This is a genomic window from Photorhabdus khanii NC19 (assembly GCF_000517265.1).
GTDB lineage: Bacteria > Pseudomonadota > Gammaproteobacteria > Enterobacterales > Enterobacteriaceae > Photorhabdus > Photorhabdus khanii.
In genome coordinates, this window is sequence record NZ_AYSJ01000012.1 from 44,213 (window position 1) to 65,437 (window position 21,225).

Genomic DNA, 21,225 nt, shown 5'->3' on the forward strand with positions numbered 1-21,225 from the left:
ATGCTAANTTTTCNNNGATGCTTNTCCNGGATTTGTTAAANNNNAANCAAATGNCTANAAATGATTCTNATANAATGATAATTTATATGGATTTGGTGTGACATATGGTATTCGAACTAAGTTGACACTATACAACATAGACAGTGCCGGTGACATGACTGTCATACTCAACATTCTGCTTAAGAAAAGGCAATTAATTCAGGATTTTATAATGACAAAGAATTATTTTTTGTTTTTTTTAGGTGGGCCGCATATAAATCTTAAGTTGAGAAATATAATTGGCAATGAAAGCATCCTTGCATCTATGAATTCACGTGAAAATGAGAAGGGCCAAGTCCTTTTAATTTCAAGAGAAAGCCATGATGCTAAATTATATGATGCAGTTCCTGGATTTGTTTTTCATTTCGCAAATGGCTATGAAGATGCTGATGGAAATGTGATTTTTGATGCCTCATTTTGGCGGTCATTCCCAGTATTTACACAAAATATATTTAAAAATAATAGTTCAGAGCTTTGTCGTTTTACTTTATGCACTGCATCCGGGAATGTTGATAAAGAAATTTTATTCAGGGGGAACACCGATTTTCCAGCCATAAACCCTATAGTTTGTAGCAGAAAGCACAGATATGCCTGGTTCGTTTGCTGGGGGGACACTGAAAGTGAAGGGAGATCAATAATTAAATTTGATTTTGTTGATAGGAGTGTAATAAGTCACTGTTTTGATAATGATTTGCCTGAAGAGCCTGTTTTTGTAGCCAAAAAGGATTCTGTTAAAGAAGATGATGGTTGGCTTATTTTTAAGGTTTATGTCGCAAAATTGCACTGTACAGATGTCGTGATCTGAATGCTGATCGACACTCAATGGTGTGCAGATTACGTTTGCCGCACCATATTCCAATGGGAATGCATCACTGCTGGATAAATGAAGTTATGCTAGAAACCTGAAACCTGTAGTAATAGTAAGCTTATCATTGTCTTTCAAATGGCTTAGTGAAATTATTTACGTGATTCGGGAAATACTTATGAACGTTAGTACTGCACAAGCTATGAATTACGAAGAGACATTACTGGAGTTACAGAGTGCACTACAACAGCACCTGGAACGGATACTTCCTTCAGAAGCCCCGGATGACAAAGTCTGCGCAGCCATGCGAGCAAGTACACTGGTATCTGGAAAACGTATCCGCCCCCTCTTATTGCTACTCATAGTCCTGGATCTTGGAGAAAACCCCTGGAAGACTGACTTTCTACAGCTGGCATCTGCAATTGAAATAGTGCATGCAGCCTCATTAATTTTAGACGATCTTCCCTGTATGGATAATGCTGAACATCGGCGCGGACGCCCAGCTATTCATCGGCAGTATGGTGAAAGTGTCGCGATCCTGGCGGCTGTAGCCTTGTTGAGCCGGGCTTTTGGCCTCATTGTAGAAACAAACCTTTCTGAATACGATAAATCTGCTTCTGTCGCCATACTTTCTCATGCAATTGGTTTAAACGGTCTTGTCCAAGGACAATTTCGCGATCTGAACAATACATTATGTACTGGTAATTATCATGCCATTGCGGCCACCAACGATTTAAAAACCGGTTTGCTTTTCGACGCAACACTTCAGTTAGCGGCAATTGCTGTGAATGCACCTGATATAATTCGTCAGGCATTGCGTCATGTATCACAACATTTGGGGCAGGCGTTTCAATTACTGGATGACTTGAGCGATGATCTGAATAATACAGGGAAAGATATGTATCAGGATAAGGAAAAGTTAACAATGGTGACTCTGCTCGGAAAATCTAAAGTACATGAACATTTACGCAGGCACATCAGATACATTGATAAATATTTGGCGGTAGTGTGTCGCAGGCATTCAGCCTCACGATATTTTATACGACGCTGGTTTGATAAAAATATTGCGATGTTTAATGAATTTCAACCTTGGCCCGAAAAAAATGAAAAAGATCGATCACACTCAGCGTAAAAATGAGCATCTGGATATTATATTCCGCTCCCCTCAAACTGAGACCCAGGTAAAAACGGGGTTTGCTGAGTGGCGATTTCAGCATTGTGCTCTGCCAGAATTGGATCTGGACAGTATAGATCTTAAGTGTTCCCTCTTTGGAAAAACTTTGCAAGCACCACTGCTCATAAGCTCTATGACTGGAGGGGTTCATCGTGCTCATGCGATTAATCACCATCTTGCAGAGGCAGCTCAAGTACTGGGAATTTCAATGGGGGTCGGGTCACAGCGTGTTGCTCTTGAAAATGAAGCAAATGATGGGCTTAATCGCTCACTACGTCAGATAGCTCCTGATATTCTCCTTTTCGCTAATCTCGGGGCAGCCCAAATTCGTGGCGAGCACGGGTTTAATTATGCTCTGCGAGCAGTACAGATGATTGAAGCCGATGCTCTAATTATCCATCTGAATCCGCTACAGGAGGCGCTGCAACAGGGGGGAGACCGTAACTGGTGCCATGTTCTATATGCTATTGAACAACTCGTAGCAAAACTTGGGGTTCCCATAATTGTTAAAGAAGTAGGTTCAGGTTTATCGCTTCCTGTAGCACACCAATTGGCAGAAGCTGGAGTCAGTATGCTGGATATAGCCGGGGCTGGAGGAACCAGTTGGGCAGCGGTTGAAGCTGAACGCGCATCCACACCGTATCACCACGCACTGGCCATGGCATTTGCTGACTGGGGAATTCCGACCACGACAGCACTGCGTGAAATACGCGGGGCACTTCCAAACATGCCACTGATCGCCTCTGGCGGCATCAGAAATGGTGTTGATGCTGCCAAAGCTTATTGCATGGGGGCACAATTGGTCGGCCAGGCCGCTGCCGTCATACATAGTGCAGCCCTCTCCACAGATGCAGTTATAGAACACTTCCAATTAATTATTGAGCAGATAAAAGTCGCCTGCTTTTGCACAGGAAGCGCCGATATTGCGGCGCTGCGTACAGCTATTCTGCTACCAACATGAGTTTTTCCGCTACGAATTTCCGTGATGTATATAACTCTCGATGAGGTTAATAACTTGGTGATTGTCGGATGATCAACAAAATGATGTACGACTGGGATCTGATTTTGGTGGGGGGAGGATTGGCCAACGGACTGATCGCGATGCGTCTTCAGCAGTGCAAACCGCATCTGCGAGTGTTGCTCATTGAAAACACAGAAACAATAGGGGGCAATCACACGTGGTCATTTCATCAACACGATCTTACTGAGGCGGAACATGGGTGGATAGCACCGCTGATCACCTATCGCTGGTCAGGTTACGACGTAATTTTTCCAGCATTTCAACGCACATTGCCACATTCATATTTCAGTGTCACATCCCAACACTTTGCCAACATACTCCGTGCGTATTTGGGCGAGCGTATACAGACTCGTTTATTGGTACAGGAGCTGACGCCACAGAAGGTTTACTTACAGGATGGTTCGGCTCTAAGTGCAGGCGCAGTCATTGATGGGAGAGGCTGGCGACCAGGACCGTTTATGGGGAATGGTACCCAGGCATTTTTTGGTCAGGAATGGGAGCTGGAAGAGTCGCACTCTTTAACCCATCCGATTTTAATGGATACCAGTGTGGGACAGAATACAGGTTATCGATTTGTCTATGTCCTGCCGTTTTCCCCAACTCGTCTGCTGATAGAAGACACTCATTACGTTGATCGAGAACCGCCGGATAAGACCTTGTCACAGGCAACTATCGCAGAGTACGCGAAGAGGCATGGCTGGAAACTGGGTAAACTAGTTCGAGAAGAGAGCGGTTGTCTCCCGATTACACTTACGGGGGATTTTACCTCTTTCTGGGCACAACTAGCAGGCCAGCCCACCTGTGGGTTGCGTGCAGCTTTGTTTCACCCCACGACAGGCTACTCTCTGCCACACGCCGTTCGGTTAGCAGATCGTATTGTTGCTCTGCCGGAGCTTACTGATACCTCCTTATTCATTACCCTCAGGGATTACGCACGACAGCAGTGGCAACACCAGCGCTTTTTCCGTCTTCTAAATCGCATGCTCTTCCTGGCTGGGGATCCACAACAACGTTGGCAGGTGATGCAACGTTTTTATCAACTTTCCCCAGATCTGATTGCGCGTTTTTATGCAGAGCAACTTAATTTCGTCGATAAGGCCCGGATTCTCATAGGTAAACCGCCGGTGCCGATAAAAGGTGCCCTAAAGGCCATGTTTAAACAACACAAGAAGCTTCAGGGATTTTATCATGATTAAAGCGCTGGTAATTGGTGCTGGTTTTGGTGGGCTGGCGCTGGCAATAAGGCTCCAGTCTGAGGGGATCCCGACATGTATTTTGGAACAACGGGATAAGCCAGGTGGACGCGCCTATGTTTATAAGGAACAGGGGTTCACCTTTGATGCTGGCCCCACTGTCATCACCGCTCCCAATGCCATTGAAGAATTGTTTACACAGGCTGGTAAACGTATGGCTGATTACGTCGATTTACTTCCCATACGCCCTTTTTATCGGCTCTGTTGGGAATCGGGCAAGATGTTTGATTACGACAATGATCAGCAACATCTGGAAGCGCAAATCCATACATTCAATCCAAGTGATGTTAACGGGTATCGACGCTTTCTGGACTATTCTCGGAAGGCCTTTGATGAAGGCTACCTGAAACTTGGAACGGTGCCCTTCCTCTCTTTTCGCGACATGCTGAGTGCGGCTCCCCAGTTAGTACGTCTACATGCATGGCGTAGTGTTTATAGCCAGGTGGCACACTATATCAAAGATGAGAGTCTGCGCCAGGCATTCTCATTTCACTCGCTACTGATAGGAGGTAACCCCTTTGCTGTATCTTCTATCTATACTTTGATCCACGCACTGGAACGAGAATGGGGAGTTTGGTTTCCGCGTGGAGGCACCAGCGCCCTGGTCGAAGCAATGGTGAAATTGTTTACCGATATTGGTGGAAAAATTGAGCTTAATGCAAAGGTAAAACGCTTCACCACCCATGGCAATCGGGTCACAGGTGTACAATTGACTGACGGACGAAATATGACATGTGACGTTGTGGCCTCAAATGCCGATGTTGTGCATACCTATAAGCACCTGTTAGGTCAGCATCCGGTCGGAATGGCCCGCGCCCGAACACTGGTGCGTAAACGAATGAGCAACTCACTGTTCGTGCTTTATTTTGGTCTGAGCCACCACCATGCGCAATTAGCCCATCATACAGTTTGCTTTGGTCCACGCTATAAGGAACTCATCGAAGATATTTTTTATCATGACGGACTGGCAGAGGATTTTTCGCTCTATCTCCATGCCCCCTCTGTTACTGACCCATCTCTTGCTCCCCCGGGGTGCGCAAGTTACTATGTTCTGGCCCCTGTACCACACCTGGGAACAGCTAATCTCAACTGGGATATAGAGGGGCCACGCCTACGTGACCGTATTTTCGCGTATCTGGAAAAGTACTATATGCCCGGTCTACTCAAGCAGTTAGTCGTTCATCGTATCTTTACCCCATTTGATTTTCGTGACCAGCTAAATGCCCATCTAGGTTCGGCCTTCTCCTTTGAACCGTTGCTGACACAAAGCGCCTGGTTCCGACCACACAATCGGGACAGCCATATTGATAATCTGTACTTCGTCGGCGCAGGCACGCATCCTGGAGCGGGTATTCCCGGCGTGATGGGGTCAGCAAAAGCCACAGCCACACTGATGTTAGAAGATATCGCCAGATGAATCCCGCACTGCTTAAACATGTTACTCAGATAATGGATCAAGGTTCAAAAAGTTTTGCCAGTGTCGCCCGACTTTTCGATACGGCAACACGGCGCAGCACAATGATGCTGTACACCTGGTGTCGCTATTGTGATGATATAATAGACGGGCAAGAGTTGGGGGGACAAATAAGCAATGTTGATAAGTATGACGCTTGCGAGAAACTTCAAATGCTGCAATACCTAACGAGGCAAGCTTATGACGGTTTGCCGATGACCGAACCTGCTTTTGCAGCCTTTCAGACAGTAGCTCTGAGTCATGAAATCCCTCAGCAGCAGGCCTTCGAACATCTGGAGGGATTCGCGATGGATGTACGCGGTGATCCTTGCAGAACGTTAGATGATACTCTGAGATATTGCTACCATGTCGCGGGAGTAGTTGGGCTGATGATGGCAAGGGTGATGGGGGTTCACAAAGCGAGTGTGCTGGATCGGGCCTGCGATCTAGGAATTGCTTTTCAATTAACTAACATTGCTCGGGATATTATTGAGGACGCGAAGGCCGGGCGTTGCTACCTTCCGCTAGAATGGCTTTATCAAGAAGGGCTAATGCCGGACACACTTATTTATACCGAAAACCGTCCTGCGCTTGCTCGGGTGGCATCCCGGTTGGTGGTGGAAGCGGAGTCTTATTATACCTCTGCTCTGACAGGGCTTACTGGTTTACCTTTGCGTTCAGCCTGGGTCATAGCTTCTGCTCATGGTATCTATCGTGAAATCGGCATTAAAGTGCAGCAAGCAGGAGTACAGGCCTGGGAGTGCAGACAAGGAACTAATCGTAGAGAGAAAGTTACCTTATTAATGGCCGGCGCAATGCAGGCGCTTATGTCTCGAGTGGCAATAATAACGCCTCGCGATCCCAAATTGTGGCAGCGGCCTCATTAAAACTTAACGCCACTTCGTTGTGTAGCACCCTACATTTCGTCACCTGAACAGAGATGTTAACTATGGAATGTCAAATTATATGGAACTTGCAATGGCTGGCGCAAAGTAGGTTATTTCCCCGCAACCAGCCTTTTCCTGACATGCTACACTCCCCTCCCTCTTTCGAGGTTCAAACCCATTACTGGGTAAGGATTAGTCAGGCTTGCAATAGGCATTCCAACAGCCTATGATTATCACACCAAAACATGATAACCACTTGTTTTAAAAATAAAAATTTCACACTCAGAACGGAATGTCATCATCAAAATCCATCGGTGGCTCATTGCCTTGTGGAGCAAGGGACTGAGCCGGACGGGAAGGCGCACCGCCGCCGCTGAACTGCTGAGATTGTTGTGGCTGTGATTGTGGCTGCTGTGGCTGTCCCCAACTACCGCCTTGTGATTGGTTATCCTGTAAGCCGCTTGCACGCCCACCCAGCATTTGCATGGTACCACCCATGTTTACCACCACTTCAGTGGTGTAACGCTCCTGGCCGTTCTGATCCTGCCATTTACGGGTTTGCAGAGAACCTTCGATATAAACCTGTGAACCTTTACGCAAGTATTCACCCGCGACTTCTGCCAGTTTGCCGAATAAAACAACCCGGTGCCATTCAGTCTTCTCTTTCATCTCACCGGTCTGTTTATCGCGCCAGCTTTCAGAAGTCGCCAGAGTAATGTTAGTAACTGCGCCACCGTTCGGCATATAGCGGACTTCTGGGTCCTGCCCCAGGTTGCCGATTAAAATAACTTTGTTTACGCCTCTGCTGGCCATTGGGAATACTCCTGATGAAATGAATTTCTACAATTATAAGCAATGCAGTTTAACATGCGACGCTAAAAATGAAACGCAGCCACATTAGAACTGACTTTGCGAAGCTCACCGTACTTTATACTGTGATACTGTACTTATTACATTATTTCACTTAAATACTGTATATCTAATCAGTCAACTCTGTGTAATAATAACGCACTTATTATTAGTTATGCACGTACGAATAATCTGGGAAATGGTTCATGGATAACATCGAAGTTCGGGGCGCACGCACCCATAATCTCAAAAATATCAATTTGATAATTCCCCGAGACAAGCTGATAGTTATCACGGGTTTGTCCGGCTCAGGTAAGTCTTCTCTGGCATTCGATACGCTTTATGCAGAAGGGCAGCGTCGTTATGTTGAATCACTTTCAGCTTATGCGCGCCAGTTTCTGTCACTGATGGAGAAGCCCGATGTTGATCATATTGAAGGGTTATCCCCGGCTATTTCCATTGAACAAAAATCCACTTCCCATAACCCACGTTCAACCGTGGGTACAATTACCGAAATTCATGACTATCTGCGTTTGCTGTTTGCTCGTGTAGGTGAACCACGTTGTCCTGATCACGATGTTCCACTCGCAGCACAGACTGTCAGCCAGATGGTAGATAATGTTCTGGCATTGCCGGAAGGGAATCGCCTAATGTTGCTGGCACCGATCGTCAAAGAGCGCAAAGGTGAACACACGAAGTTGCTGGACAATCTGACAGCACAAGGGTACATCCGCGCACGCATTGATGGTGAAGTCTGTGATCTGTCCGATCCGCCAAAACTGGAATTACAGAAGAAACACACCATTGAAGTGGTCATTGATCGCTTTAAAGTTCGCACCGATCTGGCTCAACGTCTGGCTGAATCTTTTGAAACAGCGCTGGAGCTTTCAGGTGGCACAGCCATTGTCGCCGATATGGATGACAATAAAGTTGAAGAACTGATTTTCTCCGCTAACTTCGCGTGTCCTGCATGTGGCTATAGCATGAGTGAGCTGGAACCTCGCCTGTTTTCTTTTAACAACCCAGCCGGTGCCTGCCCAACTTGTGATGGTTTAGGCATTCAGCAATTTTTTGATCCTGACAGAGTCATCCAGAATGGTGATATCTCTTTAGCAGGGGGAGCAATTCGTGGCTGGGATCGCCGTAATTTCTACTATTTTCAGATGCTGTGTTCACTGGCAAACCATTATAAATTCGATATTGAAATACCTTTCAATTCCCTGAGCGCCAGTATTCAGCAAGTGGTGTTATACGGTTCCGGTAAACAATCCATTGAATTTAAATACACTAATGACCGTGGCGATACCACGGTACGCAACCACCCGTTTGAGGGTGTACTGCATAATATGGAACGCCGTTATAAAGAGACAGAATCTACTGCCGTTCGTGAGGAACTGGCGAAATATATCAGCAATCGCTCATGTATTTCCTGTCACGGAACCCGTTTACGCAAAGAAGCCCGTTATGTATTTGTTGAGAATACAACTTTGCCGGAAATCTCAGATTTTAGCATCGGCCATGCAATGGACTTCTTCCAAAATATCAAGCTCAGTGGTCAACGTGCACAAATTGCCGAAAAAGTACTGAAAGAGATCCGTGACCGCCTGAAATTTCTGGTTAATGTTGGTCTGAATTATTTAACACTCTCCCGTTCCGCCGAAACACTGTCCGGTGGCGAAGCTCAGCGTATCCGTCTTGCCAGCCAGATTGGTGCCGGTTTGGTGGGCGTGATGTATGTACTTGATGAACCTTCTATCGGGTTACATCAGCGGGATAATGAACGCTTGCTGGAAACACTGATCCACTTGCGCAATCTGGGGAATACTGTGATTGTGGTTGAGCATGATGAGGATGCCATCCGCGCTGCCGACCATATTATTGATATCGGCCCCGGTGCTGGTGTGCATGGCGGCGAAATCGTCGCGGAAGGTACAGTTAAAGATATCATGATTAGCAAAGATTCACTGACAGGTAAATTCCTGAGTGGTGAACGGGAAATTTCAATTCCAGAGAAGCGTATTCCAGCTGATCCGAAAAAGGTACTGAAGCTGATTGGCGCGAAAGGTAATAACCTGAAAAATGTGACGTTCAACCTACCAGTCGGATTATTCACCTGTATTACCGGAGTCTCTGGCTCCGGTAAATCGACGCTAATAAATGATACGCTGTTCCCCATTGCACAACGCCAATTAAATGGCGCGACCAATATCAACCCTTCTCCTTATATTGATATTCAAGGACTGGAGCATTTCGATAAAGTGATTGATATTGACCAGAGTCCAATCGGTCGAACTCCCCGCTCTAACCCGGCAACTTACACCGGTGTATTTACGCCAGTCCGTGAGTTGTTTGCAGGTGTACCTGAATCCCGCACCCGTGGTTATACACCTGGGAGATTCAGTTTTAACGTTAAAGGTGGACGCTGTGAAGCTTGTCAGGGTGATGGCGTTATTAAGGTAGAAATGCACTTTCTGCCTGATATTTATGTCCCTTGCGATCAGTGTAAAGGTAAGCGTTATAACCGTGAAACACTGGAAGTAAAATATAAAGGCAAAAATATCAATGAAGTCCTAAATATGACGATCGAAGAAGCCCGTGAATTCTTTGATGCTGTTCCTGCTCTGGCCCGCAAACTGCAAACACTAATAGATGTTGGTCTTTCCTATATCCGCCTGGGGCAATCAGCAACGACGTTATCAGGTGGTGAAGCGCAGCGGGTAAAACTGGCACGAGAACTATCCAAACGTGGAACCGGGCAGACGTTATATATTCTTGATGAGCCAACAACCGGTCTGCATTTTGCTGATATTCAGCAATTATTGACAGTTCTGCATCAGTTACGCGATCAAGGAAATACCATTGTGGTTATTGAGCATAATCTTGATGTGATTAAAACCGCTGACTGGATCGTGGATCTTGGCCCTGAAGGAGGGAGCGGTGGCGGCGAAATTCTGATTTCCGGTACTCCTGAAGAGGTATCCGAATGTGAGCAATCACATACTGCGCGTTTCCTGAAACCGATATTGACGAAAAAAGCCTAATGCGCAAATAGGGGCTCAGTTGAGCCCCGTTGTTTTCTGCCAGTAGCTTTCCGAAACTCACTTCACCTACGGTTTTCCCAATAGCAACAAGCAATTTTCGACGCCAGTTCAGCGTTATTAAGTATCAATTGAATATTGGCAGACAGACTATCGCCTCCGGTCAACTCAACCACTCGAGCCAACAAAAACGGTGTACATTCCTTTCCACTTACTCCCTGCTCAATGGATTCGCGCACAGCCTGTTCGATAGCGGCATTAATCTCCGTTTCCGGCATGGCATACTGCTCAGGGATCGGGTTAGCAATCACTAATCCCCCCTGTAATCCGGTATCCCATTTTATCACCATTGCCTGGGCTATCTGTTCTGGAGAATCCAAGCGAATATTGACAGAAAATGGACTGGTACGGCAGAAAAATGCCGGCAAAGAGTGGGTCTGATAGCCAATTAACGGTACACCATGAGTTTCAAGATATTCTGTTGTCAGGCCAAGATCCAAAATGGATTTGGCTCCCGCACAGACTACCGCAACACTGGTTTTCGCCAACTCCTGCAAATCGGCTGAAATATCAAAAGTATGCTCTGCTCCACGATGCACACCACCAATGCCACCGGTAGCGAAAATTTTAATCCCCACCATTTCCGCAATAATCATGGTAGAGGCAACGGTGGTCGCACCATTTTTTCCGGCAGCAACCACAAAGGGTAAATCACGACGACTGACTTTAGTAACCTTGTAGCCTTCACTGCCCAAAAGTTCTATTTCTTCATGCGACAAACCGGCTTTCATACGTCCATTAATAACGGCTATTGTTGCAGGAATAGCGCCATTTTCCCTGATTTTCTGCTCAACCTGTAGCGCAATTTCTACATTTTGCGGATAAGGCATCCCTTGAGCAATAATCGTAGATTCCAACGCTACGACGGGTTGGTTATCCGCTAAAGCTTCTGCAACTTCCGAGGAAACATCCAGATATTCATTTCCAATAGCGTGATTTTTCATGATTGTAATTCCAATAGTTTTCGGACACTGCCATTTGACAGATTTGGATTATTGGTAAATTCACAAGATAATGTAATGGCAGAACACCCTTGAGCAAAACGAACACTCTCTGCCAGCGTCATATCTTCCAGCCAACAGTTCACCAGACCGGCCATCATGGCGTCGCCGGCACCCGTTACATTAACCACCTTGACACTGATAGGATGTGACCAACCCGCCATACCATCACTTTCACTAAAGTAAACACCCCCTACGCCCATGCTAAGAACTAAACGCTGCACACCTTGATCGTGAAACCATCGTGCCACTACCGGAACATCGGTAGGTTGGGTAATTTTCATTCCACTTAGCGCTTCCGCCTCCAGAAAATTAGGCTTTAAGGTGTGGATATAGGAAAGCCAGTTTTTAATCTTAGGTGCTTTAAATGCAGATACTGTATCCACAAATACCGGCACTGTTCCGGCATTAGTCAACAACCAAACCAAAGCCTCTTCAGATAAATTGCAATCAATAACCAGTACGCCAGCATGCTGAATAAGATCACAATGACTCACCAACAACGATGGGGTCAGTTTTTCCAGAATATGCATATCGTTGATAGCAACCAACATCTCACCGCTATCATCTAATAAAGAGATATACGTCGAGGTATTCTCACCATAAAGCTTATAACAGCGATCGACGTTAACACCCGCGCGTTTAGCCTGATCCAATAAAGTACTGCCATAGAAATCATCACCAACAACAGAAATAAGATGACATTCTTTACCCAATAGAGCGATATTTTGGGCAATGTTTCTACCTACACCACCAGGTGTGCATTTCACTTTTCCTGGGTTAGAATCTTCATAAATTAATTTAGCGGATGCATAACCACAAACATCCATATTAATAGATCCAATAGTCACCACATAATTGTGATCAGATAAAATATAACCTTTCCCCTTTATATACCCCTTATTCATTAAATTCATAATATGACCAGCAACACCGGAGCGACTTATACCTAAAATATCGGCAATTTCCTGCTGTGGGATCAATGGATCTCGTCTCAGAAGGTGCAATATTTGTTTTTCCCGATTCGTCATTTTTGGGCACTTGTTTGTTTTTAAACATACGTTTGTTTTATGTGTTAAAAACAAAACAGTAAAGCGAGATTTTTTATTTCACAACGAAGTTGGGAGAGCGATCGTAAGAGTATATGACTGGATTTTCAGCCCAATTTTATGTGATAACCATCAAGTTAAATCCTGCTGGAATACCCATCCTTCCAGAATATTAAGAATCGGCTAGTGTTTTATACTAGAAATAGATTTAACAAAACAAAGAAATAAGAAAAGTCTTATTGAAAACTAACAAATGTTTGGGTATGCCTTGAAATAGTTAAAATCATTTTTACCGTCTGAGACATGTTTCATGAAAAAGTGATCTATTTCACAATAAATAGCAAGAGTTAGATCACGTTCAAATGGCAATATTTTTGGCAAACTGTTCAATTCACCGAATCTTGATTAACATGACTTTCACAGCAATTTATATCTGTATATTGACACGATGAATTGTTCTCTGCATATATGAATCCCTCATTTATAATTAATCAATAGATTGATTTAATTACATTAAATATTTTTTTGCTTGTAAATATCAGGACGAACGATTTGCCAAACAAAGTTTTCTGATTTTACCGGTGAATAACCTGTCTTTTCATATAACCAAGGGGCTGTGGTAGTAACCAACATAATTCTTCTGAGCTTTATTATTTGAAGATGATCCAGACAACACTCCATCATCCAGCGTGCTAATCCTAACCCCTGATAATCATCCAAGATAAAAACATCGCATAGATAACCAAAGGTCGCGAAATCAGTGACAATACGCGAAAATCCTATCTGTTGGGAATCTTTGTACAAACCAAAGTTTAAGCTATTTTCAATTGATAAGTTCACAGTTTCTTTATCAATTCCTTCTGCCCAACTCGATTTTGCCAAAAATTGATGAATCAAGTTAATATTTAATTCATGTTTATCCGTAGAAATAATATAACCATTCTTTTCCCAACGATGTAAATTTTCCATTTACTTCCTCATAAGCAAAACGATGCTAATCAACTATTCTATCAAAGAGTATTCTAAAAGACTTATCGTAGCTAATTTTTAGTAATTATTTCAACAAAAAATTCAAGAAAATAATGATAATATATTCTCTATTACAACCACGATAAGATCAAGTCTAATTTGAAAGGACTAAACCCTACTCAGCATAGAACTCGGTCCTTCTTTATCCCTAGTCCTCACCTGACATATCGGGATAAATTCAAACAAGGTAGCTTTATACTCTGATAATTGATATGTAAGTTACCGTTTTTTAGCTAAAGTAATAATAAATACATCATGTCCACTTTTTTCATCTTCCTTGATATTTTCTATAGCTTCTTTATTATTTTTTTCACCTTTTATAAATCATTCTCCGGATTCATTAATCCATCCAAAATAGCATCTAACCTAGTCTCAAATTTTCCGGTGTTACGATGCCAAATAAACCCTTCAATACGTGAAATTACTAATTTTTTATTAGTAGCAATTTCACAGAATCCTATCGCCGCTTAAGGTGTTAACTTCATTACAATACTTCCACCTAAGGCAAAGAACTCATCAGGATTAGTATAAACGCGTAATTTATCTATAGATATATTCACTTTATTTACTCCACTTAATTCGACTATTAGCATTCCAGCCAGAGTCCATTTTATCAGCTATCTGAGTAATTTCTCCCGTTCTATCGTTTACTACTATATATCCATTTGGAGGAATACCATATACTGTCGCTGTATTATTCCTTCTTAATTTATCTGGCGTTTTATTATCTTTTGACTTTTCATTCGTGATACTAGTCTGACTAATAATTGCAGGTCAAAAAAACATAAGAATATAAATATTAAAATTCAATTATCTGAAGCGCACCATACCTAGTGCGCTTCTAAAGAGGGGTATACTGCTATTTTACAAACCTGCCAATCATTATCATCAATTCAATAGCAGATCATTTACATTAAAATTTATTACTTATTTACCGCCGCAAATGTTTCAGCAATACGCTCAACATTATGATAATTAACCCCAGCCATACAGACTCGGCCATTACCGACCAGATAAACAGCAAACTCTTTACGCAGGCGATCTACTTGCTGCTGACTAAAGCCGGTATAACTGAACATGCCGCGTTGTTTCAGCAAGTGATCAAAATTTTTCTCTGGCAGTGTGGTTCTCAGGACATCCACCAGCACCGTGCGCATTTCCAGAATACGCCTGCGCATATGTTCAACTTCTTCCAGCCATTGTGTCTTTAAAGCCGGATCAGTCAGAACCTTAGCCACAACCTGTGCACCAAAATTCGGTGGACTGGAATAAATACGGCGTACACCAGCTTTCAACTGTCCAAGCACCCGATCTTTTGTCTGTCCATCATCACAAACAACAGACAAGCCACCAACGCGTTCACCATACATAGAAAATATCTTGGAGAAGGAGTTGCTCACCAGGAAAGGCAAACCGGCTGTCGCCATAGCGCGAATGGCATAAGCATCTGCTTCCATACCATCCGCAAACCCCTGATACGCAATATCAAGAAATGGCAGGAGTTCCCTTTCTTCAACAATCTGAACAACCTGATCCCATTGATCATCTGTCAGATCAGATCCCGTTGGGTTATGGCAACAAGGATGCATCAAAACTATGCTTTTTGCCGGCAATTTTCTGAACGTTTCCAGCATTTCACTGAATTTTACCCCTTTGGTCTGTTCATCAAAATAAGGGTAGTAATTCACCTTCACACCAGCACCCATAAAAATAGCCGCGTGGTTTTCCCAGGTTGGATCACTGCACCACACTTCTGAATCAGGGAAATACCGATGCAGAAAATCAGCGCCGATTTTCAGACCGCCAGAACCACCTAACGCTTGAATTGTTGCCACCCGCTGCTGTTGCAACATAGGATGATCTTTACCAAGTAGTAGTTCCTGAACAGCAAGACGATATGATTGCAGCCCTTCCATCGGCAGATAAAGAGAGGCAGTCTGTGACAACGCACGAAGTTGCTCTTCAGCGGTAGCCACAGCCTGCAATTGCGGAGTCACACCCTGCTCATCGTAATACAGCCCAATGCTCAGATTAATTTTTTCCGCACGAGGATCTTTTTTAAATTCTTCAGCCAGCGAAAGAATAGGATCACCGGCATAAACATCAACATTCTGGAACATCAGGCTATACTCCTTGTCAATCAGTTATTCAACAAACAATATAGCCTATAGCATCATTCGTCCATATATTCCATTGCAACTCTGGAAGTGAGTTTAGTCATCAGCTCGTAAGTAATGATGCCCGTGCATTCAGCAACCCGTTCCACTGGCAGCACATCCCCCCAGAGAACCACTTCATCACCGACTTTATCTGTAGCATCCGGCCCCAAATCAATAGATATCATATCCATTGAAACACGGCCAACAATCGGCACTTCACGCCCATTAACAAATATTGGCGTTCCTGAGGGAGCACTGCGCGGATAACCATCACCATAACCAATAGCCACAACACCAAGCCAGGTATCCAGTTCACTGACCCAGGTTCCACCATAACCGACTGACTCACCGGCTTTGTGTTTACGAACCGCAATCAAGCTCGATTTTAATGTCATCGCTGGGATCAGGTTAAAATCCGCCGCCGTTTTATCAGGCAATGGCGATACACCATACATCATAATCCCAGGACGTACCCAGTTCTGATGGGCTTCCGGCCACAGCAGGATCCCCCCCGACGCATCAATAGACTTTTCTCCCGGCTTGTTAGCACAGAAAGCCTGAAAACAGGCTATCTGCTGACGGGTTGTGTCTACAGTGGGTTCATCAGCCCTGCTGAAATGGCTGACAATATTGACTGGCTGCCGCACATTTAGGCAACGACTTAACCGTTCATAGAAAGCTTCTGCATCTTCCGGCCGAACACCAAGACGATGCATTCCGCTATCCAGCTTCATCCACACCTTTATCGGATGAGATAATTCAGCCTGCTCCAGTGCTTCCAACTGCTCAACGCTGTGCACTACCGTCTCAATATGGTTGGCTACCAGTACAGGCAGGTCAACCGCATCAAAGAATCCTTCCAATAACAGAATCGGTTTGACGATACCTCCATAGCGTAACGTCAATGCTTCACTAATTCGCGCTACACCGAAACAATCGGCGTCTTCCAGCGTATGTGCTGTCTCCAGTAAACCGTGGCCATAAGCGTTTGCTTTCACAACTGCAATAAGATTGCTTTTAGGGGCGAGAGTCCTTACCCGTTGCAGGTTATGTCGCAGAGCGCGGCGGTCAATAACTGCGGTTGCCGCTTTCATTTTATTCCTTTATTGATTAATTCTCTGGTGTTAATACTTATTCGTCGTCATAACTCGGTCCGGCGTAGTTATCAAACCGCGACCACTGACCATTAAACGTCAGGCGAACTGTACCGATTGGACCGTTACGCTGCTTACCAAGAATGATTTCAGCCACACCTTTCATGTCGCTGCTCTCATGGTAAACCTCATCACGATAGATAAACATAATCAGGTCGGCATCCTGCTCAATTGAGCCGGATTCACGTAAATCAGAGTTAACCGGGCGCTTATCTGCCCGTTGTTCAAGGCTACGGTTGAGCTGAGAAAGTGCAACTACTGGCACCTGAAGTTCTTTAGCCAACGCTTTGAGTGAACGGGAAATTTCTGCAATTTCCAAAGTACGGTTATCAGATAAAGATGGAACCCGCATTAATTGCAGGTAGTCGATCATAATGAGGCTCAACCCGCCATTTTCACGGAAAACACGCCGGGCACGGGAACGCACTTCGGTCGGCGTCAGGCCGGAAGAATCATCAATATACATATTGCGTTTTTCCAGCAATATCCCCATCGTACTGGAGATCCGCGCCCAGTCCTCATCATCAAGTTGACCTGTACGGATACGGGTTTGATCCACCCGTGAAAGGGATGCCAGCATACGCATCATGATCTGGTTGCCAGGCATCTCAAGACTGAAGATCAGAACAGGTTTGTCCTGCATCATGGCTGCGTTTTCACACAGGTTCATGGCAAAAGTGGTTTTACCCATAGAAGGACGAGCGGCTACAATGATCAGATCTGATTTTTGTAACCCTGCGGTTTTCTTATCCAGATCCTGATAACCGGTAGAAACACCCGTTACCCCATCATGAGGCCGCTGATAGAGTTGCTCAATACGCTCGACGGTTTCCTCAAGGATCCGTTCTATCCCTTTCGGCCCTTCATCTTTACTGGCACGGTTTTCTGCGATCTGGAATACCCGCGATTCAGCCAGATCCAATAATTCTTCGCTGCTCCTTCCCTGAGGATCGTAACCCGCATCCGCAATTTCATTAGCTACTGCAATCATATCGCGGACAACAGCACGTTCGCGGACGATATCCGCATAGGCATTAATGTTAGCCGCACTTGGCGTATTTTTTGATAATTCGGCCAGATAAGCAAAACCACCTACATTGCTCAGATCCCCACTCTGCTCAAGAGATTCAGATAACGTAATCAGGTCTATGGGGTTGCCCATCTCCAGCAACCGCTGCATTTCAGAAAAAATACGTCGATGTGGACGGCTGAAAAAATCATTGCTGGTGACTCGTTCGGAAACATTATCCCAACGCTCGTTATCCAGCATTAAACCACCTAACACGGATTGCTCCGCTTCCAAAGAGTGTGGCGGAAGCTTCAGCCCTTCCATCTGGCGATCTTTTGGTTCAGCCATTTTGTTGTGAGTTGATTTTTTTCCTGCCATGAATCCCGCAATAATCCACTGATAAACCTGTAACGACGCACGAGTATACGCTATGAAGTGTCTTGAGTAATTAGATATAGTTTGTAATTATTCCTGACACCTTAAAGCCCGTTTACAATCAGTTCAACTACTACGTGCAAACATTCTCCCTACATTTACGAGGTTGAGTCATGGCAAAGCATATCGAATTTTCCGCAACCGGCGGCCCTGAAGTCCTTAAATATTGTGAATTCACACCCGCAGCACCTGCTAAAGATGAAGTACAAGTAGAAAACAGAGCTATTGGAATCAACTATATTGATACTTATATTCGTAGCGGGCTATATCCACCAGCACACCTGCCAAGCGGCCTGGGTACTGAGGCCGCAGGCATAGTGAGCAAAGTGGGTTCCGCTGTAACCTCCATAAAAGTGGGTGACCGTGTGGTTTATGCGCAATCAACTTTGGGCGCTTACAGTGAAGTACATAGTGTCGCGGAAAGTAAAGTCGCTGTTCTGCCGGATGCCATCTCCTTTGAGCAAGCTGCCGCTTCTTTTTTGAAAGGGTTAACGGTTTACTATCTTCTGCGCCGTACCTACAAAATTCGACCAGGCGAACCCTTTTTGTTTCATGCCGCCGCTGGTGGCGTTGGGTTGATTGCCTGCCAATGGGCAAAAGCCTTGGGTGCAAAACTTATCGGCACTGTTGGCTCCGATGAGAAAGCCCAACGCGCTAAAGATGCCGGCGCATGGCAGGTAATTAACTATAACCGCGAAGATATTGTTGAGCGAGTTTATGAAATAACCCACGGTGAAAAAGTGGGTGTAGTTTATGATTCCGTAGGTAAATCCACCTGGCTGAACTCATTGGATTGCCTGAAACGCCACGGTTTGATGGTCAGTTTTGGCAATGCATCTGGACCAGTTACGGGTGTCGATTTGGGGATTTTAAATCAAAAGGGCTCACTGTTTGTTACTCGCCCTTCTATCGCCGGCTATATTTCGACCCGCGAAGAGTTGAAGGAAGCCAGCAAAGCGCTATTCGATCTGATTGCCCGCGGCAAAATTAATGTAGATGTACCAGAGAGCCAGAAATTCCCACTGAGTGAAGCGACAAGAGCGCACCAAACATTGGAAAGTCGCGCGACTCAGGGATCAAGTTTACTGATCCCTTAATGGTAAATTGAACGAGCTATCGACCAAACCGCCAACGACTATATTATGTACATTCATTAGATAACAGTGCTGAGTACAGAGTGTGAGATGGAGGATAAAACGATACCCCTATTAATTATTGGGGTATCTCTCATTCAGGAAGATAAATAGCGATAGGATTGAGGCGCCTTTATCCCTTGACCAAGCATATCTAAAGACAAAGGTTTATCGTACTTTTTAACATTACCAATGCCAATTGCGACAGCATTTTTTCTCCCCTCAAAATAATTATCAAAAAAATCCTTTGTTATACCTGCAAATTGTCGAGTCATTTCCCACACAACAGAAGGTGAATCAGAAATGATCTCTTCAATTTCAAATTCTCCAACAACCATCCCTATAGGCATAGTCGCATATATAACAACGGACTGAACTTCGTTATTTTTAAAAGCCCCTTTTCTGAATTCAAATCTCTTTGAACCATCAAGTATTCTATTAACATATTCAGGCTTAATTGATAATAAAACTTTCATTAACTTCACTCAGTCGGATAATATCATTAAATTGATCATTGGTTAATTTCATTACTCCCCAATAATCATCACCATTTAAACCAACTTCATTAATAAGTCTATCACGAATAATCCTTTTGGGCAAAGCCACATTATAAGTAAATCTCACTATATATGGATATCGTCTTTCTTTATATATTTTAGTTAATTCACTTTCACTAAAGACACTAAACCTACCACAATAATCAATATAACTTTTTAAAGTTTGGAATTCATCAATAACCCGAACTTCTTCAACAACACAAAGTGAGCTAATCACTGATCTATATCGCGCTGGCCCTTGCTTATCGGCAGTCCTATATATAACAATGATATCTCCTCTCTTCATGTAAAGAACATCTTTCATTGCACATATATATATTTTATGAATACTATTAGCATGTGAAACATCCTGAACAATATCAGGTGGCTCAGTTAAAAGGCGTGAATCAGGAAAGAGGCGTGTATGAAACTCTGGGTATATTGATAATAAATATTTATTTTCTGTTTTACTCACTATCAATGGATAATCAAGAAGAATATCACCATTTATTAAAGTTAAATCTCTAACATATACAAATTCTATGCCATTATTTGTATGTTTTTCGCCATGCTTATAAAAACCATATTTTTTGAATAAGCGGATCAGGTAATCATGCATTTCAAAGATAGTCACATATATGTTATCAACCTCTAACGCTATTGCTGTATCGAATACTTTCTTTATAAAACGCTGTCCACGCAATGTGCCTTTTGATTCAAATTTAAACGTACCTATTTTAAGATGAGTGCTACCAGGCAAAGAAGGTTCGACATCTGAAACAGTACTCGCAGATTTTNAATAGAGAAATCCGTCTATTCTATTCGTATCATCATACAATAAATAAGCTGATTCATTACTCAAGGCCTTTTTATTTAACCAATCTGAAAATTCGACATAACTTTCCTTTAATGTGTCGAAAAAGACGTCATTATGATTAAAACAACTGAACTTCTCATATCTTAAACTATCCATAAACACCAAACCTCCACAAAGGCAGTTCTTCCCTCTGAGGTAACGACACAATAGTTTTCAACTAATCCCACTTCTTCAGTCAAACAACCTAACGCCTGAATTATCTTGCTGGATAATAATGTTACCCAAGCATACAAACTTCATCCTGAATAATTTCATACCATTACA

Annotated in this window: 17 protein-coding genes and 2 pseudogenes (1 of these 19 running past the window's edge); 9 read left to right on the forward strand and 10 right to left on the reverse strand. The window is 43.8% G+C overall.

The genetic code is table 11. The features are described from left to right. From PTE_RS27265 to crtB, 7 genes and pseudogenes are all read left to right on the forward strand, one after another. Positions 1–101 (forward strand): annotated as a pseudogene (locus PTE_RS27265) (carotenoid oxygenase family protein) (its annotated part extends 322 nt beyond the left edge of the window); the annotation flags it as partial. Then, positions 86–844, forward strand: a pseudogene (locus PTE_RS11885) (carotenoid oxygenase family protein); the annotation flags it as partial. The pseudogenes PTE_RS27265 and PTE_RS11885, both read left to right, overlap by 16 nt. A 178-nt stretch (positions 845–1,022) precedes the next feature. Continuing rightward, positions 1,023–1,976: a polyprenyl synthetase family protein gene (locus tag PTE_RS11890; protein ID WP_036846706.1), complete on the forward strand. Its 954-nt coding sequence runs from the start codon at positions 1,023–1,025 to the stop codon at positions 1,974–1,976. Further along, entirely contained in the window at positions 1,948–2,979 is a 1,032-nt protein-coding gene (fni, locus tag PTE_RS11895) for a type 2 isopentenyl-diphosphate Delta-isomerase (protein WP_036846709.1), read from the forward strand. Before PTE_RS11890 ends, fni begins: the two co-directional genes overlap by 29 nt. A gap of 80 nt (positions 2,980–3,059) precedes the next feature. Continuing rightward, a complete protein-coding gene (crtY, locus tag PTE_RS11900; protein WP_036846816.1) occupies positions 3,060–4,235 on the forward strand; it encodes a lycopene beta-cyclase CrtY in 1,176 nt (391 codons plus the stop codon). Beyond that, on the forward strand, positions 4,228–5,709 hold the full coding sequence (locus PTE_RS11905) for a phytoene desaturase (RefSeq protein WP_036846711.1): 1,482 nt from the start codon (positions 4,228–4,230) through the stop codon (positions 5,707–5,709). The genes crtY and PTE_RS11905 overlap by 8 nt, the downstream gene beginning before the upstream one ends. Continuing rightward, positions 5,706–6,632: a 15-cis-phytoene synthase CrtB gene (gene crtB / locus PTE_RS11910; RefSeq protein ID WP_036846714.1), complete on the forward strand. Its 927-nt coding sequence runs from the start codon at positions 5,706–5,708 to the stop codon at positions 6,630–6,632. The genes PTE_RS11905 and crtB overlap by 4 nt, the downstream gene beginning before the upstream one ends. A gap of 282 nt (positions 6,633–6,914) precedes the next feature. Here crtB and PTE_RS11915 read toward each other — a convergent pair whose 3' ends face one another. Further along, on the reverse strand, positions 6,915–7,445 hold the full coding sequence (locus PTE_RS11915) for a single-stranded DNA-binding protein (RefSeq protein WP_036846716.1): 531 nt from the start codon (positions 7,443–7,445) through the stop codon (positions 6,915–6,917). 242 nt (positions 7,446–7,687) lie between these two features. On the opposite strand from PTE_RS11915, the gene uvrA reads away from it, so the two are divergent. Then, entirely contained in the window at positions 7,688–10,522 is a 2,835-nt protein-coding gene (gene uvrA / locus PTE_RS11920; RefSeq protein WP_036846717.1) for an excinuclease ABC subunit UvrA, read from the forward strand. A gap of 62 nt (positions 10,523–10,584) precedes the next feature. Here uvrA and PTE_RS11925 read toward each other — a convergent pair whose 3' ends face one another. From PTE_RS11925 to dnaB, 7 genes are all read right to left on the reverse strand, one after another. After that, positions 10,585–11,523 carry a pseudouridine-5'-phosphate glycosidase gene (locus tag PTE_RS11925; protein WP_036846719.1) on the reverse strand — a complete coding sequence of 313 codons (939 nt, stop codon included), beginning with the start codon at positions 11,521–11,523 and terminating at the stop codon, positions 10,585–10,587. Then, positions 11,520–12,611, reverse strand: a complete 1,092-nt coding sequence (locus tag PTE_RS11930) for a PfkB family carbohydrate kinase (RefSeq protein WP_036846720.1) — start codon at positions 12,609–12,611, stop codon at positions 11,520–11,522. The genes PTE_RS11925 and PTE_RS11930 overlap by 4 nt, the downstream gene beginning before the upstream one ends. Before the next feature lie 531 nt (positions 12,612–13,142). Then, positions 13,143–13,598 (reverse strand): GNAT family N-acetyltransferase, encoded by a 456-nt coding sequence (locus tag PTE_RS11935; protein ID WP_036846723.1) that lies wholly within the window; start codon positions 13,596–13,598, stop codon positions 13,143–13,145. A gap of 621 nt (positions 13,599–14,219) precedes the next feature. Then, entirely contained in the window at positions 14,220–14,426 is a 207-nt protein-coding gene (locus tag PTE_RS25045; protein ID WP_110742898.1) for a colicin E5-related ribonuclease, read from the reverse strand. A 155-nt stretch (positions 14,427–14,581) separates the two neighbouring features. Continuing rightward, positions 14,582–15,778, reverse strand: a complete 1,197-nt coding sequence (locus PTE_RS11940) for an amino acid aminotransferase (protein ID WP_036846725.1) — start codon at positions 15,776–15,778, stop codon at positions 14,582–14,584. A 53-nt stretch (positions 15,779–15,831) separates the two neighbouring features. Further along, on the reverse strand, positions 15,832–16,911 hold the full coding sequence (gene alr / locus PTE_RS11945; RefSeq protein WP_036846728.1) for an alanine racemase: 1,080 nt from the start codon (positions 16,909–16,911) through the stop codon (positions 15,832–15,834). A gap of 37 nt (positions 16,912–16,948) precedes the next feature. Further along, entirely contained in the window at positions 16,949–18,358 is a 1,410-nt protein-coding gene (gene dnaB, locus PTE_RS11950) for a replicative DNA helicase (protein WP_036838957.1), read from the reverse strand. Positions 18,359–18,528: 170 nt separating this feature from the next. Here dnaB and PTE_RS11955 point away from each other — a divergent pair, with 170 nt between their 5' ends. Next, the gene (locus PTE_RS11955; protein ID WP_036846731.1) at positions 18,529–19,512 is read left to right on the forward strand and encodes a quinone oxidoreductase; all 984 of its coding nucleotides are present in this window, start codon (positions 18,529–18,531) and stop codon (positions 19,510–19,512) included. Between the two features lie 134 nt (positions 19,513–19,646). Here PTE_RS11955 and PTE_RS11960 read toward each other — a convergent pair whose 3' ends face one another. Both PTE_RS11960 and PTE_RS11965 read right to left on the reverse strand, forming a co-directional pair. Continuing rightward, positions 19,647–20,024, reverse strand: coding sequence for an ASCH domain-containing protein (locus PTE_RS11960; protein ID WP_036846734.1), 378 nt, complete (start codon positions 20,022–20,024; stop codon positions 19,647–19,649). After that, positions 20,002–21,057 (reverse strand): hypothetical protein, encoded by a 1,056-nt coding sequence (locus tag PTE_RS11965; RefSeq protein WP_036846738.1) that lies wholly within the window; start codon positions 21,055–21,057, stop codon positions 20,002–20,004. Before PTE_RS11965 ends, PTE_RS11960 begins: the two co-directional genes overlap by 23 nt. Positions 21,058–21,225: the final 168 nt, after the last annotated feature.

Bases quoted from the DNA above. Each gene is read 5' to 3' on its own strand.
- PTE_RS11925 (WP_036846719.1), bottom strand. From the start codon at position 11,523: ATGAAAAATCACGCTATTGGAAATGAATATCTGGATGTTTCCTCGGAA.
- PTE_RS11955 (WP_036846731.1), top strand. From the start codon at position 18,529: ATGGCAAAGCATATCGAATTTTCCGCAACCGGCGGCCCTGAAGTCCTT.
- PTE_RS11940 (WP_036846725.1), bottom strand. From the start codon at position 15,778: ATGTTCCAGAATGTTGATGTTTATGCCGGTGATCCTATTCTTTCGCTG.
- PTE_RS11935 (WP_036846723.1), bottom strand. From the start codon at position 13,598: ATGGAAAATTTACATCGTTGGGAAAAGAATGGTTATATTATTTCTACG.
- uvrA (WP_036846717.1), top strand. From the start codon at position 7,688: ATGGATAACATCGAAGTTCGGGGCGCACGCACCCATAATCTCAAAAAT.
- crtB (WP_036846714.1), top strand. From the start codon at position 5,706: ATGAATCCCGCACTGCTTAAACATGTTACTCAGATAATGGATCAAGGT.
- PTE_RS11905 (WP_036846711.1), top strand. From the start codon at position 4,228: ATGATTAAAGCGCTGGTAATTGGTGCTGGTTTTGGTGGGCTGGCGCTG.
- alr (WP_036846728.1), bottom strand. From the start codon at position 16,911: ATGAAAGCGGCAACCGCAGTTATTGACCGCCGCGCTCTGCGACATAAC.
- fni (WP_036846709.1), top strand. From the start codon at position 1,948: ATGAAAAAGATCGATCACACTCAGCGTAAAAATGAGCATCTGGATATT.
- PTE_RS11890 (WP_036846706.1), top strand. From the start codon at position 1,023: ATGAACGTTAGTACTGCACAAGCTATGAATTACGAAGAGACATTACTG.
- PTE_RS11915 (WP_036846716.1), bottom strand. From the start codon at position 7,445: ATGGCCAGCAGAGGCGTAAACAAAGTTATTTTAATCGGCAACCTGGGG.
- crtY (WP_036846816.1), top strand. From the start codon at position 3,060: ATGATGTACGACTGGGATCTGATTTTGGTGGGGGGAGGATTGGCCAAC.
- PTE_RS11960 (WP_036846734.1), bottom strand. From the start codon at position 20,024: ATGAAAGTTTTATTATCAATTAAGCCTGAATATGTTAATAGAATACTT.
- PTE_RS11930 (WP_036846720.1), bottom strand. From the start codon at position 12,611: ATGACGAATCGGGAAAAACAAATATTGCACCTTCTGAGACGAGATCCA.
- dnaB (WP_036838957.1), bottom strand. From the start codon at position 18,358: ATGGCAGGAAAAAAATCAACTCACAACAAAATGGCTGAACCAAAAGAT.